Origin of the sequence: Streptomyces sp. NBC_00503 (genome assembly GCF_036346895.1) — a bacterium.
Taxonomy (GTDB): domain Bacteria; phylum Actinomycetota; class Actinomycetes; order Streptomycetales; family Streptomycetaceae; genus Streptomyces.
Genome location: NZ_CP107855.1, coordinates 7,239,816 through 7,252,519, shown reverse-complemented (window position 1 = coordinate 7,252,519; position 12,704 = coordinate 7,239,816). Strand labels below are relative to the sequence as shown.

The 12,704-nt window shown below is 74.3% G+C and carries 12 protein-coding genes and 1 pseudogene; 2 read left to right on the top strand and 11 right to left on the bottom strand.

What is annotated here, in order from left to right; genetic code table 11:
• The first annotated feature begins 103 nt into the window (after positions 1–103).
• Positions 104–811: a LysM peptidoglycan-binding domain-containing protein gene (locus OG490_RS33080; protein ID WP_330299945.1), complete on the top strand. Its 708-nt coding sequence runs from the start codon at positions 104–106 to the stop codon at positions 809–811.
• An 80-nt stretch (positions 812–891) separates the two neighbouring features.
• Here the strand turns inward: OG490_RS33080 and OG490_RS33075 are convergent, their stop codons facing one another.
• The 9 genes from OG490_RS33075 to OG490_RS33035 all read right to left on the bottom strand — a co-directional run bounded on the left by OG490_RS33075 (position 892) and on the right by OG490_RS33035 (position 9,573).
• Positions 892–1,497, bottom strand: a complete 606-nt coding sequence (locus OG490_RS33075; RefSeq protein ID WP_330299944.1) for a response regulator transcription factor — start codon at positions 1,495–1,497, stop codon at positions 892–894.
• Entirely contained in the window at positions 1,494–2,729 is a 1,236-nt protein-coding gene (locus OG490_RS33070) for a sensor histidine kinase (protein ID WP_330299943.1), read from the bottom strand. Before OG490_RS33070 ends, OG490_RS33075 begins: the two co-directional genes overlap by 4 nt.
• Before the next feature lie 51 nt (positions 2,730–2,780).
• Entirely contained in the window at positions 2,781–3,503 is a 723-nt protein-coding gene (locus OG490_RS33065) for an ABC transporter permease (protein ID WP_330299942.1), read from the bottom strand.
• Positions 3,500–4,486, bottom strand: a complete 987-nt coding sequence (locus tag OG490_RS33060) for an ABC transporter ATP-binding protein (protein ID WP_330301158.1) — start codon at positions 4,484–4,486, stop codon at positions 3,500–3,502. The genes OG490_RS33065 and OG490_RS33060 overlap by 4 nt, the downstream gene beginning before the upstream one ends.
• Positions 4,487–4,615: 129 nt before the next feature.
• The gene (locus tag OG490_RS33055) at positions 4,616–5,536 is read right to left on the bottom strand and encodes a squalene/phytoene synthase family protein (RefSeq protein ID WP_330299941.1); all 921 of its coding nucleotides are present in this window, start codon (positions 5,534–5,536) and stop codon (positions 4,616–4,618) included.
• Between the two features lie 39 nt (positions 5,537–5,575).
• Entirely contained in the window at positions 5,576–7,261 is a 1,686-nt protein-coding gene (locus tag OG490_RS33050) for a serine/threonine-protein kinase (protein WP_330299940.1), read from the bottom strand.
• A 107-nt stretch (positions 7,262–7,368) separates the two neighbouring features.
• Positions 7,369–7,644, bottom strand: coding sequence for a GlsB/YeaQ/YmgE family stress response membrane protein (locus OG490_RS33045; RefSeq protein ID WP_330299939.1), 276 nt, complete (start codon positions 7,642–7,644; stop codon positions 7,369–7,371).
• A gap of 142 nt (positions 7,645–7,786) precedes the next feature.
• Positions 7,787–8,779, bottom strand: a complete 993-nt coding sequence (locus tag OG490_RS33040; protein WP_330299938.1) for a hypothetical protein — start codon at positions 8,777–8,779, stop codon at positions 7,787–7,789.
• Positions 8,776–9,573 carry a phosphatase PAP2 family protein gene (locus OG490_RS33035; protein WP_330299937.1) on the bottom strand — a complete coding sequence of 266 codons (798 nt, stop codon included), beginning with the start codon at positions 9,571–9,573 and terminating at the stop codon, positions 8,776–8,778. Before OG490_RS33035 ends, OG490_RS33040 begins: the two co-directional genes overlap by 4 nt.
• Before the next feature lie 254 nt (positions 9,574–9,827).
• On the opposite strand from OG490_RS33035, the pseudogene OG490_RS33030 reads away from it, so the two are divergent.
• A pseudogene (locus OG490_RS33030) lies at positions 9,828–10,430 on the top strand (TetR/AcrR family transcriptional regulator); the annotation flags it as partial.
• A 301-nt stretch (positions 10,431–10,731) separates the two neighbouring features.
• Here OG490_RS33030 and OG490_RS33025 read toward each other — a convergent pair.
• Positions 10,732–11,268 carry a TerD family protein gene (locus OG490_RS33025; protein WP_330299936.1) on the bottom strand — a complete coding sequence of 179 codons (537 nt, stop codon included), beginning with the start codon at positions 11,266–11,268 and terminating at the stop codon, positions 10,732–10,734.
• A 109-nt stretch (positions 11,269–11,377) separates the two neighbouring features.
• A complete protein-coding gene (locus tag OG490_RS33020; RefSeq protein WP_330299935.1) occupies positions 11,378–12,490 on the bottom strand; it encodes a hypothetical protein in 1,113 nt (370 codons plus the stop codon).
• Positions 12,491–12,704: the final 214 nt, after the last annotated feature.

Here is a 12,704-nt window from a genome sequence, read left to right as displayed (position 1 = left end):
CCGGCCCCGCGGACTCGCCTACGTTCACCTCGTTCCCGGTGGTCAGCTGCCTGATCCGGCCGCCGCCAGGGCTCTCCCGTACCCCCACGTGAGGAATTCCGCCATGCCCGCTCAGGGAAAGCACCGTCGGCCGAAGAACAACCCGATCACCCGCAAGCTGGCCCTCGCCGGCACCGGCGGCGCAGCGGTCCTGGCCCTCCCGCTGATCAGCGCGACCACGGCCGGAGCCGCCGAGGCGACCAGCGCGGTGAGCAGCGCGGTGACCGCCGCCGTGACCGCCGTCCCGACCACGTACTCCGTGGTCAGCGGCGACACCCTGGCGAAGATCGCGGCGGAGCACTCCATCGGCGGCGGCTGGCAGCAGCTCTACGAGGCCAACCGCAGCGCGGTCGGAGCCAACCCCTCGGTGATCCGCCCCGGCCTGAAGCTGCAGCTGGGCTCCGTCGCACCGGCCGCGGTCCCCGCCGCCGTCCCCGCGGCCACCCGCTACGCCAACAACCTCGACGGTTGGATCCGGCAGTCGCTGGACGTCATGGCCCGGCACGGAATTCCCGGCAGCTACGACGGAATTCACCGCAACGTGATGCGCGAATCCTCCGGGAATCCGATGGCCATCAACAACTGGGACTCCAACGCCGCGGCCGGCATACCCTCCAAGGGCCTGCTCCAGGTGATCGACCCGACCTTCCGGGCCTATCACGTCCCCGGCACCGCCCTGGACTCCTACGACCCGGTCGCCAACATCACGGCCGCCTGCAATTACGCGGCCGCCCGCTACGGCTCGATCGACAACGTCAACGGCGCCTACTGAGCGACGTCGACCGAGCGGGCCCCAGGGCCCGCCCGGTCACAACCAGCCCGGTGAAGCACGCGCGCTGACAGTCCGCCCGGTCACAGCCAGCCCTGGCGGCGGGCCGCGCGAACGGCCTCCATCCGGTTGCGGGTTCCGGTCTTGCCGATCGCCGCGGACAGGTAGTTCCGCACGGTCGACTCCGAGAGGTGGACCTTCGCCGCGATGTCGGCGACGGTGGCCCCGTCGGCCGCCGCGTTCAGGACGTCGACCTCGCGCGGGGTCAGCGGGTTCGGGCCGGCGCTGAGGGCGGCGGCGGCGAGCGCGGGGTCGATCACGGTCTCCCCCGCGAGTACCCGCCGGACGGCCGCGGCCAGTTCCTCCACCGGGCCGTCCTTCACGAGGAACCCGGCCGCCCCCGCCTCCATGGCCCGGCGCAGATAGCCGGGCCGGCCGAAGGTGGTCAGGATCAGCACCCGGCAGCCCGGGAGCCGGCGGCGCAGGTCGGCCGCCGCGTCGAGTCCGCTGCGGCCGGGGAGTTCGATGTCGAGCAGGGCCACGTCCGGCCGGGTCTCCAGAGCGGCGGGCACGATCTCGTCGCCGGCGCCGACCTGCGCGACGACCTCGATGTCCTCTTCCATTCCGAGCAGCAGCGCCAGGGCCCCGCGCATCATGCCCTGGTCCTCGGCCAGCAGCAGCCTGATCATCGGTCCTCGCCTCCGCCCGCGGCCTCGCGCGCCGTCTCACCCACGGTCTCGCCCGTCTCGTACGCGGTCTCGCCCGCCGTCCCGTACGCGTCCTGGTCCACCGGGAGTTCGGCGGTGACCCGGAAGCCGCCCCGGTCCGGGACCGGGCCGCCGACCAGGGTGCCGCCGGCCACCGCGAGCCGTTCGGCCAGCCCGGTCAGACCACTGCCGGGCGGGTTCGAGCCTACGCCGCCCCCGTCGTCCGTGATCACCAGGCGGACCCGTTCGGCGGCCCCCTGCACCTCGATCTCGCACCGGGTCGCCGAAGACCCGTGCCGGATCACGTTGGTGACCGACTCGCGGACCACCCAGCCCAGCAGCGCCGCCGTCTGCGGGGGCAGCGGTGGCCCCCACTGCCGTACGACGGGCTCGATCCCGGCGGCGGACAGGACCCCGCGGGCCCGGTCGAGCTCACCGGCCAGACTCGCCTCGCGGTAGCCGGTGACGGCCTCACGGATCTCCACGAGGGCCTGGCGGCCAACGGATTCGATGTCGGCGACCTGGGCGAGGGCCGCGTCGATGTCGCGGGGCGCGAGCCGACGGGCCGCCTCCGACTTCACGACGATCACCGACAGGGTGTGGCCCAGCAGATCGTGCAGGTCCCGGGAGAAGCGCAACCGCTCCCGCTCCACCGCGGTGCGGGCCAGCTCCTGGCGGGTGTCGCGCAGTTCGCGCACCGTCTCGGAGAGGGCGAGGATGGCCGCGGTGACCATGCCGGACAGGAAGGTCCCGTAGACGACGCCCACCGCCCCCCAGCCGTCGCGGTAGACGCCGATCGCACCGGCCACGGCGCACAGGCCGAGGACGGTCAGGCCGAGGGTCCGGCCCCGGAGCACGGCCCCGACCGCGAGCCCGAGCAGGGGGAAGAAGGCCAGCCAGCTGCCCCCGTAGGCGAGGGCCAGCCCACAGGTGACCACGCCCATGGCGACCAGGCTCCAGCGGGTGCTCGCGGCCTCCCGCGCGCCCTTGTGGAACGCGCGGAACACCACGCTGATGTAGAGGGAGTTAAAGATCAGCAGGCCGGCGCCGCCGACGAGCGGGTTGGGGGTCTTGCCCTGGATGATGTTGGAGAAGGCGCCCATGCCCATGAGCAGCCACGGCAGCAGGGTCAGCCCGCTGTTCACTCCGATCCCGGCGGGTCTGGGCAGCCGGCTCCTCTTCACCTCGGCGGCCGAGCCCGGGTTCACACCCATGTCCGTTCCCCGTTCCGCGGCGCATGCCGCCTCGTGTACCGCGCGCATCGCCTACACCGTCCGCGCGGAGCGACGGTACGAGAACACCGCGTAGGAGCCGAAGAGCAGCGCCCACGCCAGGATCACTCCCGGCGCCGCGAGCCCCGGCGCGGATCCCGCGGCGAGTTGCTGCCCGATCTCCGCGAACCGGTGCGTCGGGGTGAAGTCGCTCAGCGTCCGCAGCCACTGCGGGAAGAGCGCGGCCGGGAACCAGAGGCCGCCGACGATCGACAGCAGCAGGTTGCAGGAGACGTTGACGAGGCCGGTGGTCTGGGCGGAGAGGCGGTAGCCGTTGCCCAGGCCGAGGAGGGTGAAGGGGAGGGCCCCGAGCCAGAGCGCGAGGACGACGGCCGCCCACTGCCAGGCGTCGAGGCGGACCCCGTTGACGAGCGCGCCCGCCGCGAGCACGGCGGCGACGGCGGGCAGGACCACGACGGAGCCCGTCAGCGCCCGGCCGGTCACCGCCTGGCGCGGGGTCATCGGGGTGACGCGCAGCTGGCGCAGCCAGCCGACGCCCTTGTCCTCGGCCACGCCCGTTCCCGTGGAGAGGGCCGCGCCCAGGGCCCCGTAGGCCGCCATCGCGACCATGGAGGCGGTCTTCCACTCGGGGTCGACGGTGCCGAGGTTGGTGAAGAGCAGGTACATCACCACCGGCATGCCGATGCCGAAGAAGACGAATCCGGTGTCGCGCAGTGTGCGCCGCACTTCGAGCCGGACATAGGCGGTGACGATCATCGGGCACGCTCCGCGGCGGTGTCGGATCCGGTTCCGGAATCGGCCCGGGAGGGGGCACCGGAGCCGGTCAGGGCGAGGAAGGCCTCGTCGAGCGAGGCGGCCGTGACCTCCAGGCCGCGGACGGCGCCGCGGTGCACGAGGGCGACGACGGTGGCGTCGGGGTCCTGGGTACGCAGCTTCGCGCGGTCCCCGGCGATCTCCACGGCGACCACCCCGGGCAGGGTGGCCAGCTCCCCGGTGGACCGCCCGGCCAGGTCGAAGGCGACGAGGGAGCCCCCGGCGGCGCGCCGCAGCCCCTCCCCGGTGTCGTCGGCCACGACCCGGCCGCGGTCCAGGACGAGGATGCGGTCGGCGTGGGCGTCGGCCTCGTCCAGGTAGTGCGTGGAGAACAGCACGGTGTTGCCGCGCCGGGCGTACGCCCGCATGGAGACCCAGAAGGCGCGCCGGGCCTCCACGTCGAGGGCGGCGGTCGGCTCGTCGAGGACGATCAGCTCGGGGTTCCCGGCGAGGGCGACGGCGAAGCGGACCCGCTGGGCCTGGCCTCCGGAGAGCCGGTCCACCCGGCGGCCTCCGAGCCCGGTGAGCCCGGCCAGCTCCAGGGCCTCGGCCACCGGCATCGGCGCCGGGTAGGTGCGGGCGACGAAGGCGACGAGCTCGCGCACGGTGAGCCGGGGCACGGCCCGGCCTTCCTGGAGCATCGCGCCGACCCGGCCGGAGCGCACCGCCCGCGCGGGGCTCTCGCCGAAGAGGCGCACGCTGCCCGCGTCGGGCTCGTCCAGGCCGAGCAGCAGGCTGATGGCGGTGGACTTCCCGGCGCCGTTGCGGCCGAGCAGGGCGACGGTTTCGCCGCGCCGGATGTCGAGGTCGAGACCGGCCACGGCGTGGACGGGTCCGAAGGACTTGGCGGCGTGCCGGAAGCTGACCGCCGCGGGCACGGCTTCCGCGGCCCCGTCGGGCGCCGCCGCATGCGTCTGCGTCTGCATCTGCGTCATGTGAAGAACGCTACGGAGCGCGGCGGCGCCCCGGCAGATGCGCATGTACGGACTCCGGCCGTACGAATGTCACTGCCGGAGGCACGTCACTGCCGGACGGATGTCACTGCCGTACAAACGTCACTGCCGGACGGCGGTGCGCGGCCGTTGCGCCCTGGCGCGGGCCAGAGTGCGCAGCGGCGCCACCAGCCCGTAGCCGACGTCCTTGCGCAGGGCTCCGACGCCGACCCGCTCCACCCCCGCGAGCTGGTGTTCCATGAGCTCGGTCATCGTCACCACGACGGGCCGCAGCCCGGGTTCGGCCAGGTCGAGGACGACCTCGGCGGCGGCGAGGGCGGTACGGGCGCGGGCGCACTCGGCGGTCAGGAGTTCCCGTACGCCCGGGGTGTCACGGGCCTGTTCGAGGTCGGCCCGGGTCACGGAGTGCTCGGCGAGCCGGTCGCGGGGTATGCACAGCCGCCCGTCCGCCAGGTCCCCGGCGAGGTCGGCGAGGAAGTCCACCCGCTGGGCGGCGTCCACGAACCGCCGCCAGGCGGCGGCCTGTTCGGTGTCGGGACCGCCCTGGTACTGGAGCCCGGTGAAGACGAGCACGCCGGGCCAGGCGTAGGCGTCGAGGTAGGCCTGGAACTCGGCCTCGGTGGCGAACCCGTCGAACACCGCCTCCGCGGTGGCGGCGCCGTCGAGGAAGCGGAAGATCCATTCGGTGGGCAGGCCGCGGGAGCCGACGGCGTGGGCGTAGGCGCGCAGCAGCGGGTCGGGGCTCTCGCCGGTCTCCAGCGCCCGGCGGACCTCGACGCCCAGCTGCTCCAGGCCCTCGGCCCGCTGTTGCGGGGTGCCGGTCTCGGCGACGTCGTCGACCCGGTTCATGAAGGCGAGCCCGGCCGCCAGCCAGGGCACGAGCACCGGGTCGGCCAGCAGCCGCAGGGTCAGGTAGGGCGCGGGCTCCCGGCGCAGTACCCGGCGGGCCGTGTGCGTGTAGTCGGCGCGGAGCCGGGGGCCGGATATCCCGGCGGTGGTGAGCGTGGTGCGCCAGCTGGGCATGGTGGTGGGTACTCCGCTTCGTTCGTCCGTACCGGACGGTCAGTTCCGGTAGACCTTCTTGATCTTGAAGTCGGTGTCCGCGAGGACGTAACCGCCTTGACCGTACGGGTCGCTGATGTACGGGCGGATCGCGGGGGTACCGAGCCAGGGCGAGACGTTGAGGTAGCGCGAGCTCGGGATCTCGACGGCGAGCTCCTTCTGCGACTGCTCCAACAGGGCGGGCAGGGCATCCCAGTTGAGCGCGGCCATGTCCATGAGGGGCTCGCCGGCCTTGACGGTGCCTTGCGGGCCGCTGCGCTTGGCGACGCCATTGCGGTACTGCCAGGAGTCGACGGTCTTGGCTCCGGGGGCCGTGGGGATGGAGGCGATCACGTACTCGTCGTAGACCCTCATGTCGACGAAGGTGGTGGTGCCGGCCTGCTGCTTGAAGGCTTCGGCGGCGGCGCGGATGCCGGCGGGGCCGATGAGGCTGCCCTTGGGCGCGCTCGCGGTCGCGGCCGGGGAGGTGCTCGCCTTCGGGGTCGGGGCGCCGGAGGTTCCCGGGGTCGCGGTCGACGGGGAGGGCAGCGCGGAGGAGGAAGGACTGCTCGGCGGCTTGGCGTCGACACCCTTGCCCCCGTCGGTGTTCGCGCTGCCCGGCCAGTTCAGGATGCCGATCGTCGCCCCGGCGGCCAGGACCGCCACGAGGAGCCCGCCGAGCAGGGCGGTCCGGCGGCGGGGGTGCGGGTGGGGGCGGCCCGACCCGGGGACGGGCACGGTCGGCGCGTACGGGTTGCCCGCGCCGGGTTCGAAGCGCGTGGGGGCGGGCGGGGCCGCCGGAACCGCGGGTCCGAACTGGCCCAGGGCAACCGGAGGGGTCACCGGGGTGGCACCGCCGAGAGCACTGCTCGCACCGCGGAGCAGCGCTTCCAGCTCCTCGGCGCCGGGCCGCACGGCCAGGTCCCGTACCAGCAGCCGTTCCAGTACGGGCCCCAGCGGGCCGGACCGTACCGGCGCCGGGATCGGCTCGTCGAGCACCGCGACCACGGTGGCCAGGCTGGTGGCCCGGCGCAGCGGGTGCACCCCCTCCGAGGCCACGTACAGGAGCATGCCGAGCGACCACAGGTCGGAGGCGGGCAGCCCCTCCTCGCCGCGGGCCCGCTCGGGGGCGATGTACTCCGGCGAGCCGATCAGCACGCCGGTGGAGGTCAGCGCGGTCGCCCCGTGCAGCGCGGCGATGCCGAAGTCGGTGAGGACGGCGGAACCATCGGTCCGCAGCAGTACGTTGGCCGGTTTCACGTCCCGGTGCAGCACGCCCTCCGCATGCGCGGCCCGCAGCGCGGAGAGCACGTCGAGCCCGAGCCGCAGCACGTCCGCGACGGGCATCGGCCCGGAGGCCAGCCGGTCGTGCAGGGAGCCGCCCTTGACCAGCTCCATCACGATCCACGGATGGCCCTCGACCCCGTCGGCGGGCTCCACGATGTGGTGGATCGTGACCACGTTGGGGTGGGCGAGACGCGCGAGCGCGCGGGCCTCGCGGACGGCCCGTTCGCGCAGCTGGACGGCGAGATCGGGCTGTGCGGCGGCGGTCGCCGGGTCCGGGGGCCGGACCTCCTTGAGTGCGACGTCCCGGTGCAGCGCGATGTCCCGCGCGCGCCAGACCGTCCCCATCCCGCCGCTGCCCAGGGGCCCCGCGAGTTCGAAACGCCCGTCGATCAACCGTCTGCCGGAATCACTGCTCTCCATGGCCGGTCATCGTAGGGGCCGCCACCGACGGCGGCGCGACCGGAGTGGGTGCTACCGGCAGGCACCGGGCGCGGGCAGGGGCCCCGGGGCGGGAATCAGCGGCGGAATCAGTGGCGGGAACTGCGGGAGTTGCCGAACAGGAGCCGGTAGGCGATGAGCAGGACCAGGGAGCCCGCGATGGCGGCACCCCAGGTCGCGAGGTCGAAGAAGTCGTTCTGGATCGGCTTGTCGAGGAATTTCGCCGAGAGCCAGCCGCCGATGAAGGCGCCCGCGACGCCGATGAGGGTGGTGCCGATCAGGCCGCCGGGGTCACGGCCGGGCAGCAGGACCTTGGCGATCCCGCCCGCGAGCAGTCCGAGGATGATCCAGCTGATGATGCCCATGCCTGTTCACTCCGCTTCGGTGTGCGCACCGTGTGCGCGCTTCGTCTTACCGAGGAGGACGCGCGAACGGGTGAAACGGTTCTCGCCACCGCGCGGCGAACGCGACGGCGGCGGCCGGCGGCGACATCCGCCGCCGGCCGGATCAGGCCGGGACCCGGTCCTTGCGCCCCGCCGGGGAAGCCGTCTGCAGGGGAACCCCGGGGAGCGGAGCAGCCACCTGCGCGGCCGGTACGGATGCCCGGGCCGGTGCCGACACCGATCCCTGTGCCGGTGCCGGTCCCGATGCCGGTGCGGCGGCCGGGGCCGCGGCCGGGGCGGGCGCCGAGGTCCGGGTGAGCAGCAGTACGCCCCGGGCCGCCGCGAGCGCGCCCGCCACCGCGAGCAGGACTCCGACCGCCCCGCCCTGGAGGCGTTCGCCGAGCAGCACCATGCCGATCGCGGCGGCGGCCAGCGGGTTGGCCAGGTTGACCACCGCGAGCGGGGCTCCGAGGCCTCCCCGGTAGGCCCGTTGGGACAGCAGCATCCCGCCGACCGCGAAGACCACCACGAGCAGGGCCACCGAGACCACGCGGACGCTGAGCAGCGCTCCGCCGCGGCCGCCGGCCACGGCGACGGTCTGGGTCAGGGCGGAGGCCGCCGCCGAGGCCAGCCCGGAGGCCGTCGCGTGGCGCAGCCCCGAGCGCGTGTCCCTGCGTACGGTCAGCAGCACGATCACCGCGGCCGTGGCGCCGGAGACGGCGAGGGCCTCGGTCAGGGTGAGGGTGTCGTCGGGGGCCGGGCCGGAGGCGGGGAGCAGGAGCAGGCCGAGGCCGACCACGGTGGCCAGGGTGCCGCGCCATTCGGTGGCCGCGACCCGCCGCCCGGCGCCGTGGGCGCCCATGGGGACGGCGGCGACGAGGGTGAGCGCGCCGAGCGGCTGGACCAGGGTGAGCGGCCCGTAGCGCAGGGCCGCGGCGTGCAGGAGCGCGGCGGCGGCGTTGAGTCCGGCGGACCACCACCAGGCGCCGTTGCCGAGCAGTGAGGTGGCGCTGCGGGCGACGGCCCGGCGGGCCAGGCGTTCCTGGGCGACGGCGGCGGCCGCGTAGGTGGCGGCCGCGGCGAGGCAGAGCAGGACGGCTACGAGGGTGGCATTCACCGGACTCCTCCTACGGTGGCTGGCTCGGGTACGGCTCGGCGCGGGGCCGGCACGCTCCGGGCCGCGACGAGGGAACGGACGGCAGGACGCGGGACCAGCAGCAGGGCGGCCCCGAGCAGCAGGGCCGCCACGACGGCGTCGAGCCAGTAGTGGTTGGCCGTGCCGACGACGACGATCAGGGTGACGAGGGGGTGCAGCAGCCAGAGGAAACGCCACCGGGAGGAGGTGGCGGCGATCACGCCGAGGGCCAGCATCAGCGCCCAGCCGAAGTGCAGGGAGGGCATCGCGGCGAACTGGTTGGCCATGCTGTCGGCGGCGGGCGAGGCCCCGTAGACGGTGGGCCCGTAGACCTGGCCGGTGTCGATCAGGTGGGCGGCGGCGAGCATCCGCGGCGGCGCGAGGGGGAAGCTCAGGTGGATGGCCAGGGCGGCGCCGGTGAGGACGGCCAGGACCCGGCGGGTCCAGAGGTAGTGCGCGGGGCGGCGCAGGTAGAGCCAGACGAGGAAGAGCACCGTGGCGGGGAAGTGCACGGCCGCGTAATAGGTGTTCGCGGTGTGCACGAGCGCGTCGCCGTGCAGGAGCAGCCGCTGGACCAGGCCCTCGCCGGGCAGGTGCAGGGTGCGCTCCGCGTCCCAGACCCGGGCGGCGTTGCGGAAGGCCTCGTCGGTGCGGCCGGTGGCCAGCAGGCGACCGGCTTTGTAGACGGCGAAGAGACCGGCGACGAGCAGCAGCTCGCGCATGAGGCGGCGGCGCTGTACGGCGCCGGCCCCGGCAGGTGTGGTGTGGGAGGTCATCCCCCGGTCTCGCTTCCTGTACACGGGCACACATCGACACGCCAGTGTATCGATACATTCGCGTATCGATACGCGGGTGTACCGATACGCCTGCGTTCCCGTAGACTTTCACTCGACACAGTCTCCAGATGGTCACTGGACGATCACTGGAAGATCGCCACAGGACCGCCGGACGACCACTAGAGCCGCAGGCCGGACCGCCGCGATACGGACCGCGATACCGGACGCGAGCGCCCAGCGAGGAGAGCAGCCCCATGACGTCGCCGACGCCGGAAGCCGCCCCGGCCCCTGCGCGCCGCTCCAAGATCACCCCGGAGCGGGAGCAGCAGTTCTACGAGGCCGTCCTGGACCAGCTGCGCGAGGACGGCTACGAGGCCCTGACCATGGAGGGCATCGCGGCGCGGGCCAGCTGCGGCAAGTCCACGCTCTACCGGCAGTGGAAGACCAAGCCGCAGCTCGTCGCCGCGGCCCTGCGCGCGGACCGGCGGGGCACCCTGGCGGCGGTGGACACCGGGACACTGGCGGGCGACCTGCGCGAGGCGGCCACGATCGCGGCCTGCACCTCGGGGCGCGACACCCGGCTGACGCAGGCCCTCGGCCATGCGGTGCTGAGTGACGAGGAACTCAAGGCGGCGCTGCGCGAAGCGATCGTGGAGCCCGAGCTGGCGGCCTTCGACGCGATCGTGGACCGGGCCGTGGCGCGCGGCGAGCTCGCGGCGGGGCATCCGGCCGTGGAGTTCCTGCCGGCGCAGCTGATGGGTGTGGTGCGGATCCGGCCGGTGCTGGACGGGCGGTACGCCGACGCCGAGTACCTCGTACGGTTCGTCGACGCCTGCCTGCTGCCGGCGCTGGGCGTGAGCCCGCACGCCGACCCCGCCGCGGCGGGCGCGGTCGCTACGGCTCCGTCCGCCGGCCCGGCCGCGCCCGCCGCTCCGGCCCCGCCCTCCGGCCAGGAGCCGGCCCCCGGCCCGTAAGCGGACCGGCCCCCTGAACCGGCAGACCGCCGTCCCCGATGACCGGGCGGCGATCTGCCCGCGCTGCCTCGTGGGGACGGTGGCAGCGCACCACCGGACCGGGCGGCGGCCACTCCCTCGCGGAGTGCCCGCCGCCCGGTCTGCGCGGTGGCCTGGAGCCCGTCGCCGAAATCCCGTACGGGGGTCAGCTCCGGGCGGATCCCATGACCCGGGCGAACTCCTCCGGGTCGGCGTCGAAGCCCCGCACCGCCGGGTCCAGTGCCCAGCTGCCCGAGGTCTCGCGGGTGAACTCGGCGACCGTGGCGGCGCGGGCGGACCCGACGGCCGCGAACCCCTCCACGGCGAGGTCGGTGTAGCCCTCCCGGATCCGCAGTCCGGTACCGGCCACGGAGGAGAAGGTCAGCGCCGGACCGGAGCTCGCCGGCTGGATCACCACCCCCACCACCACTCGGGTCAACTCCGTTGCCATCCGCGACAGTTCGAGGGTCATCACCTCGTCGAAGCCGAGGCCCTGGCCGGTCCGGCTGTCGCGGTCCAGCGTGATGGTGCCGTCGGGCGAGCGGCTCCCGAAGTGCACGAGGTGGACGGGCTGCCCGTACGGGTCGCCAGCTCCGTAGACCGCGGCGAGTATGTCCAGATCGTGTACGGGCGCACCCGCCGGGCTGGGATCCCAGCGCAGCGCGATCTCCACCTTGGACAGGCCCTTGCGTACTCCGCTCACCGAACTCCCCCTCCGCTTACCCTGCGTTGCCCTCCCATGCTGTCACGGGTCCGTGCGGGTGGCCCGAACTACCGTACGTTCCAGGCCAGTACCCGGAGGCGGGCCGGGCCTACCAGTCCCCGTCCTGCACCGGCCGGCCCGGCCTCGGGGTCTTCCCCAGGGGTTTGACCTGGCCGGGGGCCGGCTGGATCCACGGGTTGCCGTCCTCGCCGAGCCATTCGCCCACCGGCTCCACCTGGCCCAGCGCCCCCGAGGGGGCCAGATCGGTGCCGCTCTCGTCGTAGCAGTCGAACCACGGCAGCCCGGCCTTGGTGTAGGCGGCCCGGTCCACCGGCGAGGGAGGCGGCTCCTCCCCGGTGATCCGGCGCCACTCGGGCGGGGACACCAGGTGGACGAAGACCCGCGCGGCCGGCTCCCGCGCCCACTCCCCGAGTCCGCGGTCGTCCCGGTACACCTCCTGGCGCATGGCCCCGCCGACGCCGAGTCCCATCGCGGGAGACCTCCGCGGCTCCGCGGCGCGGGCCCGCATCCGCGGCTCCGCGGCCGAGCCGGGCGGACCTCCGTAAGCCGGCGCCGGGGCGGCCGCCGGCATCATCGGCCCCGCTCCGTACCCCACGGACGGCCCGCTCGGGAGCGGTCCTCCGGCAGGCGGGCCCCAGCGCGGCACGGCCGTGCGCGCCCGCTCCGCCTCCCGCCACCGCGCCAGTGCCTCCGCAGCGAGCCCGAACGCCTGGAGCTGGACCCCGCCGGTGGTCTCCTCCCCGGTGACCTGGCCCTCGACGGTGGCGCCGAGCCCGAGCGGGACCGCGACGAACTGGCGCACCGTCCCCTTGCCCGAATTGATCCCGTCCAGCCACGGCTGGCGCGGGAGGACGAGGTAGTTCTGCGGATCGCGCCCGAGCTCCCCGGTCCACCGCTCGCCGGAGACGGCGCACACCTTGCCGACCCCGACCTGGAGCGCGGTGGGCTGCGCGGTCCCCGCGAAGCTGAGCCACATCGCCTCGCGCAGGTACACGGGCAGCATCACCCCGCCCTTGGCCAGCCACTCCGCCGGCACCGTGTCCGGATGGTCCTCCACCCGGCGCAGCGGAAACTCTCCGAGCCCCGGCGGCAGGTTGTGCGTACCCGACTCCGGGAGCCGCAGCGTCCGCATGAAACGGACCTCCGCACCGTCCCCCAGCAGCAAAGCGTTCCCCTTGACCCTTGCCCCGCCCTCGGCCATCCGACCGGCTCCTCTCCCGTACAGGACCGGATCCGCCGCAGGATCTGCCGCCGATCCGGATCGTTACCCTCAAGATTTGCTCAGATCCCGTGACACTGCGCCCGGCGGTTTCCTAGCTTCCTCATATACGCGTCCACCTGCCCCCGCGGTTCCCCGCGTCCCGGGCCCGTCCCGGCGCGCTCCCGCGCGCCCGCGCGACCCTGCGTACCGCTGT

Excerpts from the sequence above, each read along its gene's own strand:
- OG490_RS33060 (WP_330301158.1), bottom strand. The coding sequence starts at position 4,486 with ATGCAGACGCAGACGCATGCGGCGGCGCCCGACGGGGCCGCGGAAGCC.
- OG490_RS33055 (WP_330299941.1), bottom strand. The coding sequence starts at position 5,536 with ATGCCCAGCTGGCGCACCACGCTCACCACCGCCGGGATATCCGGCCCC.
- OG490_RS33080 (WP_330299945.1), top strand. The coding sequence starts at position 104 with ATGCCCGCTCAGGGAAAGCACCGTCGGCCGAAGAACAACCCGATCACC.
- OG490_RS33020 (WP_330299935.1), bottom strand. The coding sequence starts at position 12,490 with ATGGCCGAGGGCGGGGCAAGGGTCAAGGGGAACGCTTTGCTGCTGGGG.
- OG490_RS33050 (WP_330299940.1), bottom strand. The coding sequence starts at position 7,261 with ATGGAGAGCAGTGATTCCGGCAGACGGTTGATCGACGGGCGTTTCGAA.
- OG490_RS33045 (WP_330299939.1), bottom strand. The coding sequence starts at position 7,644 with ATGGGCATCATCAGCTGGATCATCCTCGGACTGCTCGCGGGCGGGATC.
- OG490_RS33035 (WP_330299937.1), bottom strand. The coding sequence starts at position 9,573 with ATGACCTCCCACACCACACCTGCCGGGGCCGGCGCCGTACAGCGCCGC.
- OG490_RS33065 (WP_330299942.1), bottom strand. The coding sequence starts at position 3,503 with ATGATCGTCACCGCCTATGTCCGGCTCGAAGTGCGGCGCACACTGCGC.
- OG490_RS33070 (WP_330299943.1), bottom strand. The coding sequence starts at position 2,729 with ATGGGTGTGAACCCGGGCTCGGCCGCCGAGGTGAAGAGGAGCCGGCTG.
- OG490_RS33075 (WP_330299944.1), bottom strand. The coding sequence starts at position 1,497 with ATGATCAGGCTGCTGCTGGCCGAGGACCAGGGCATGATGCGCGGGGCC.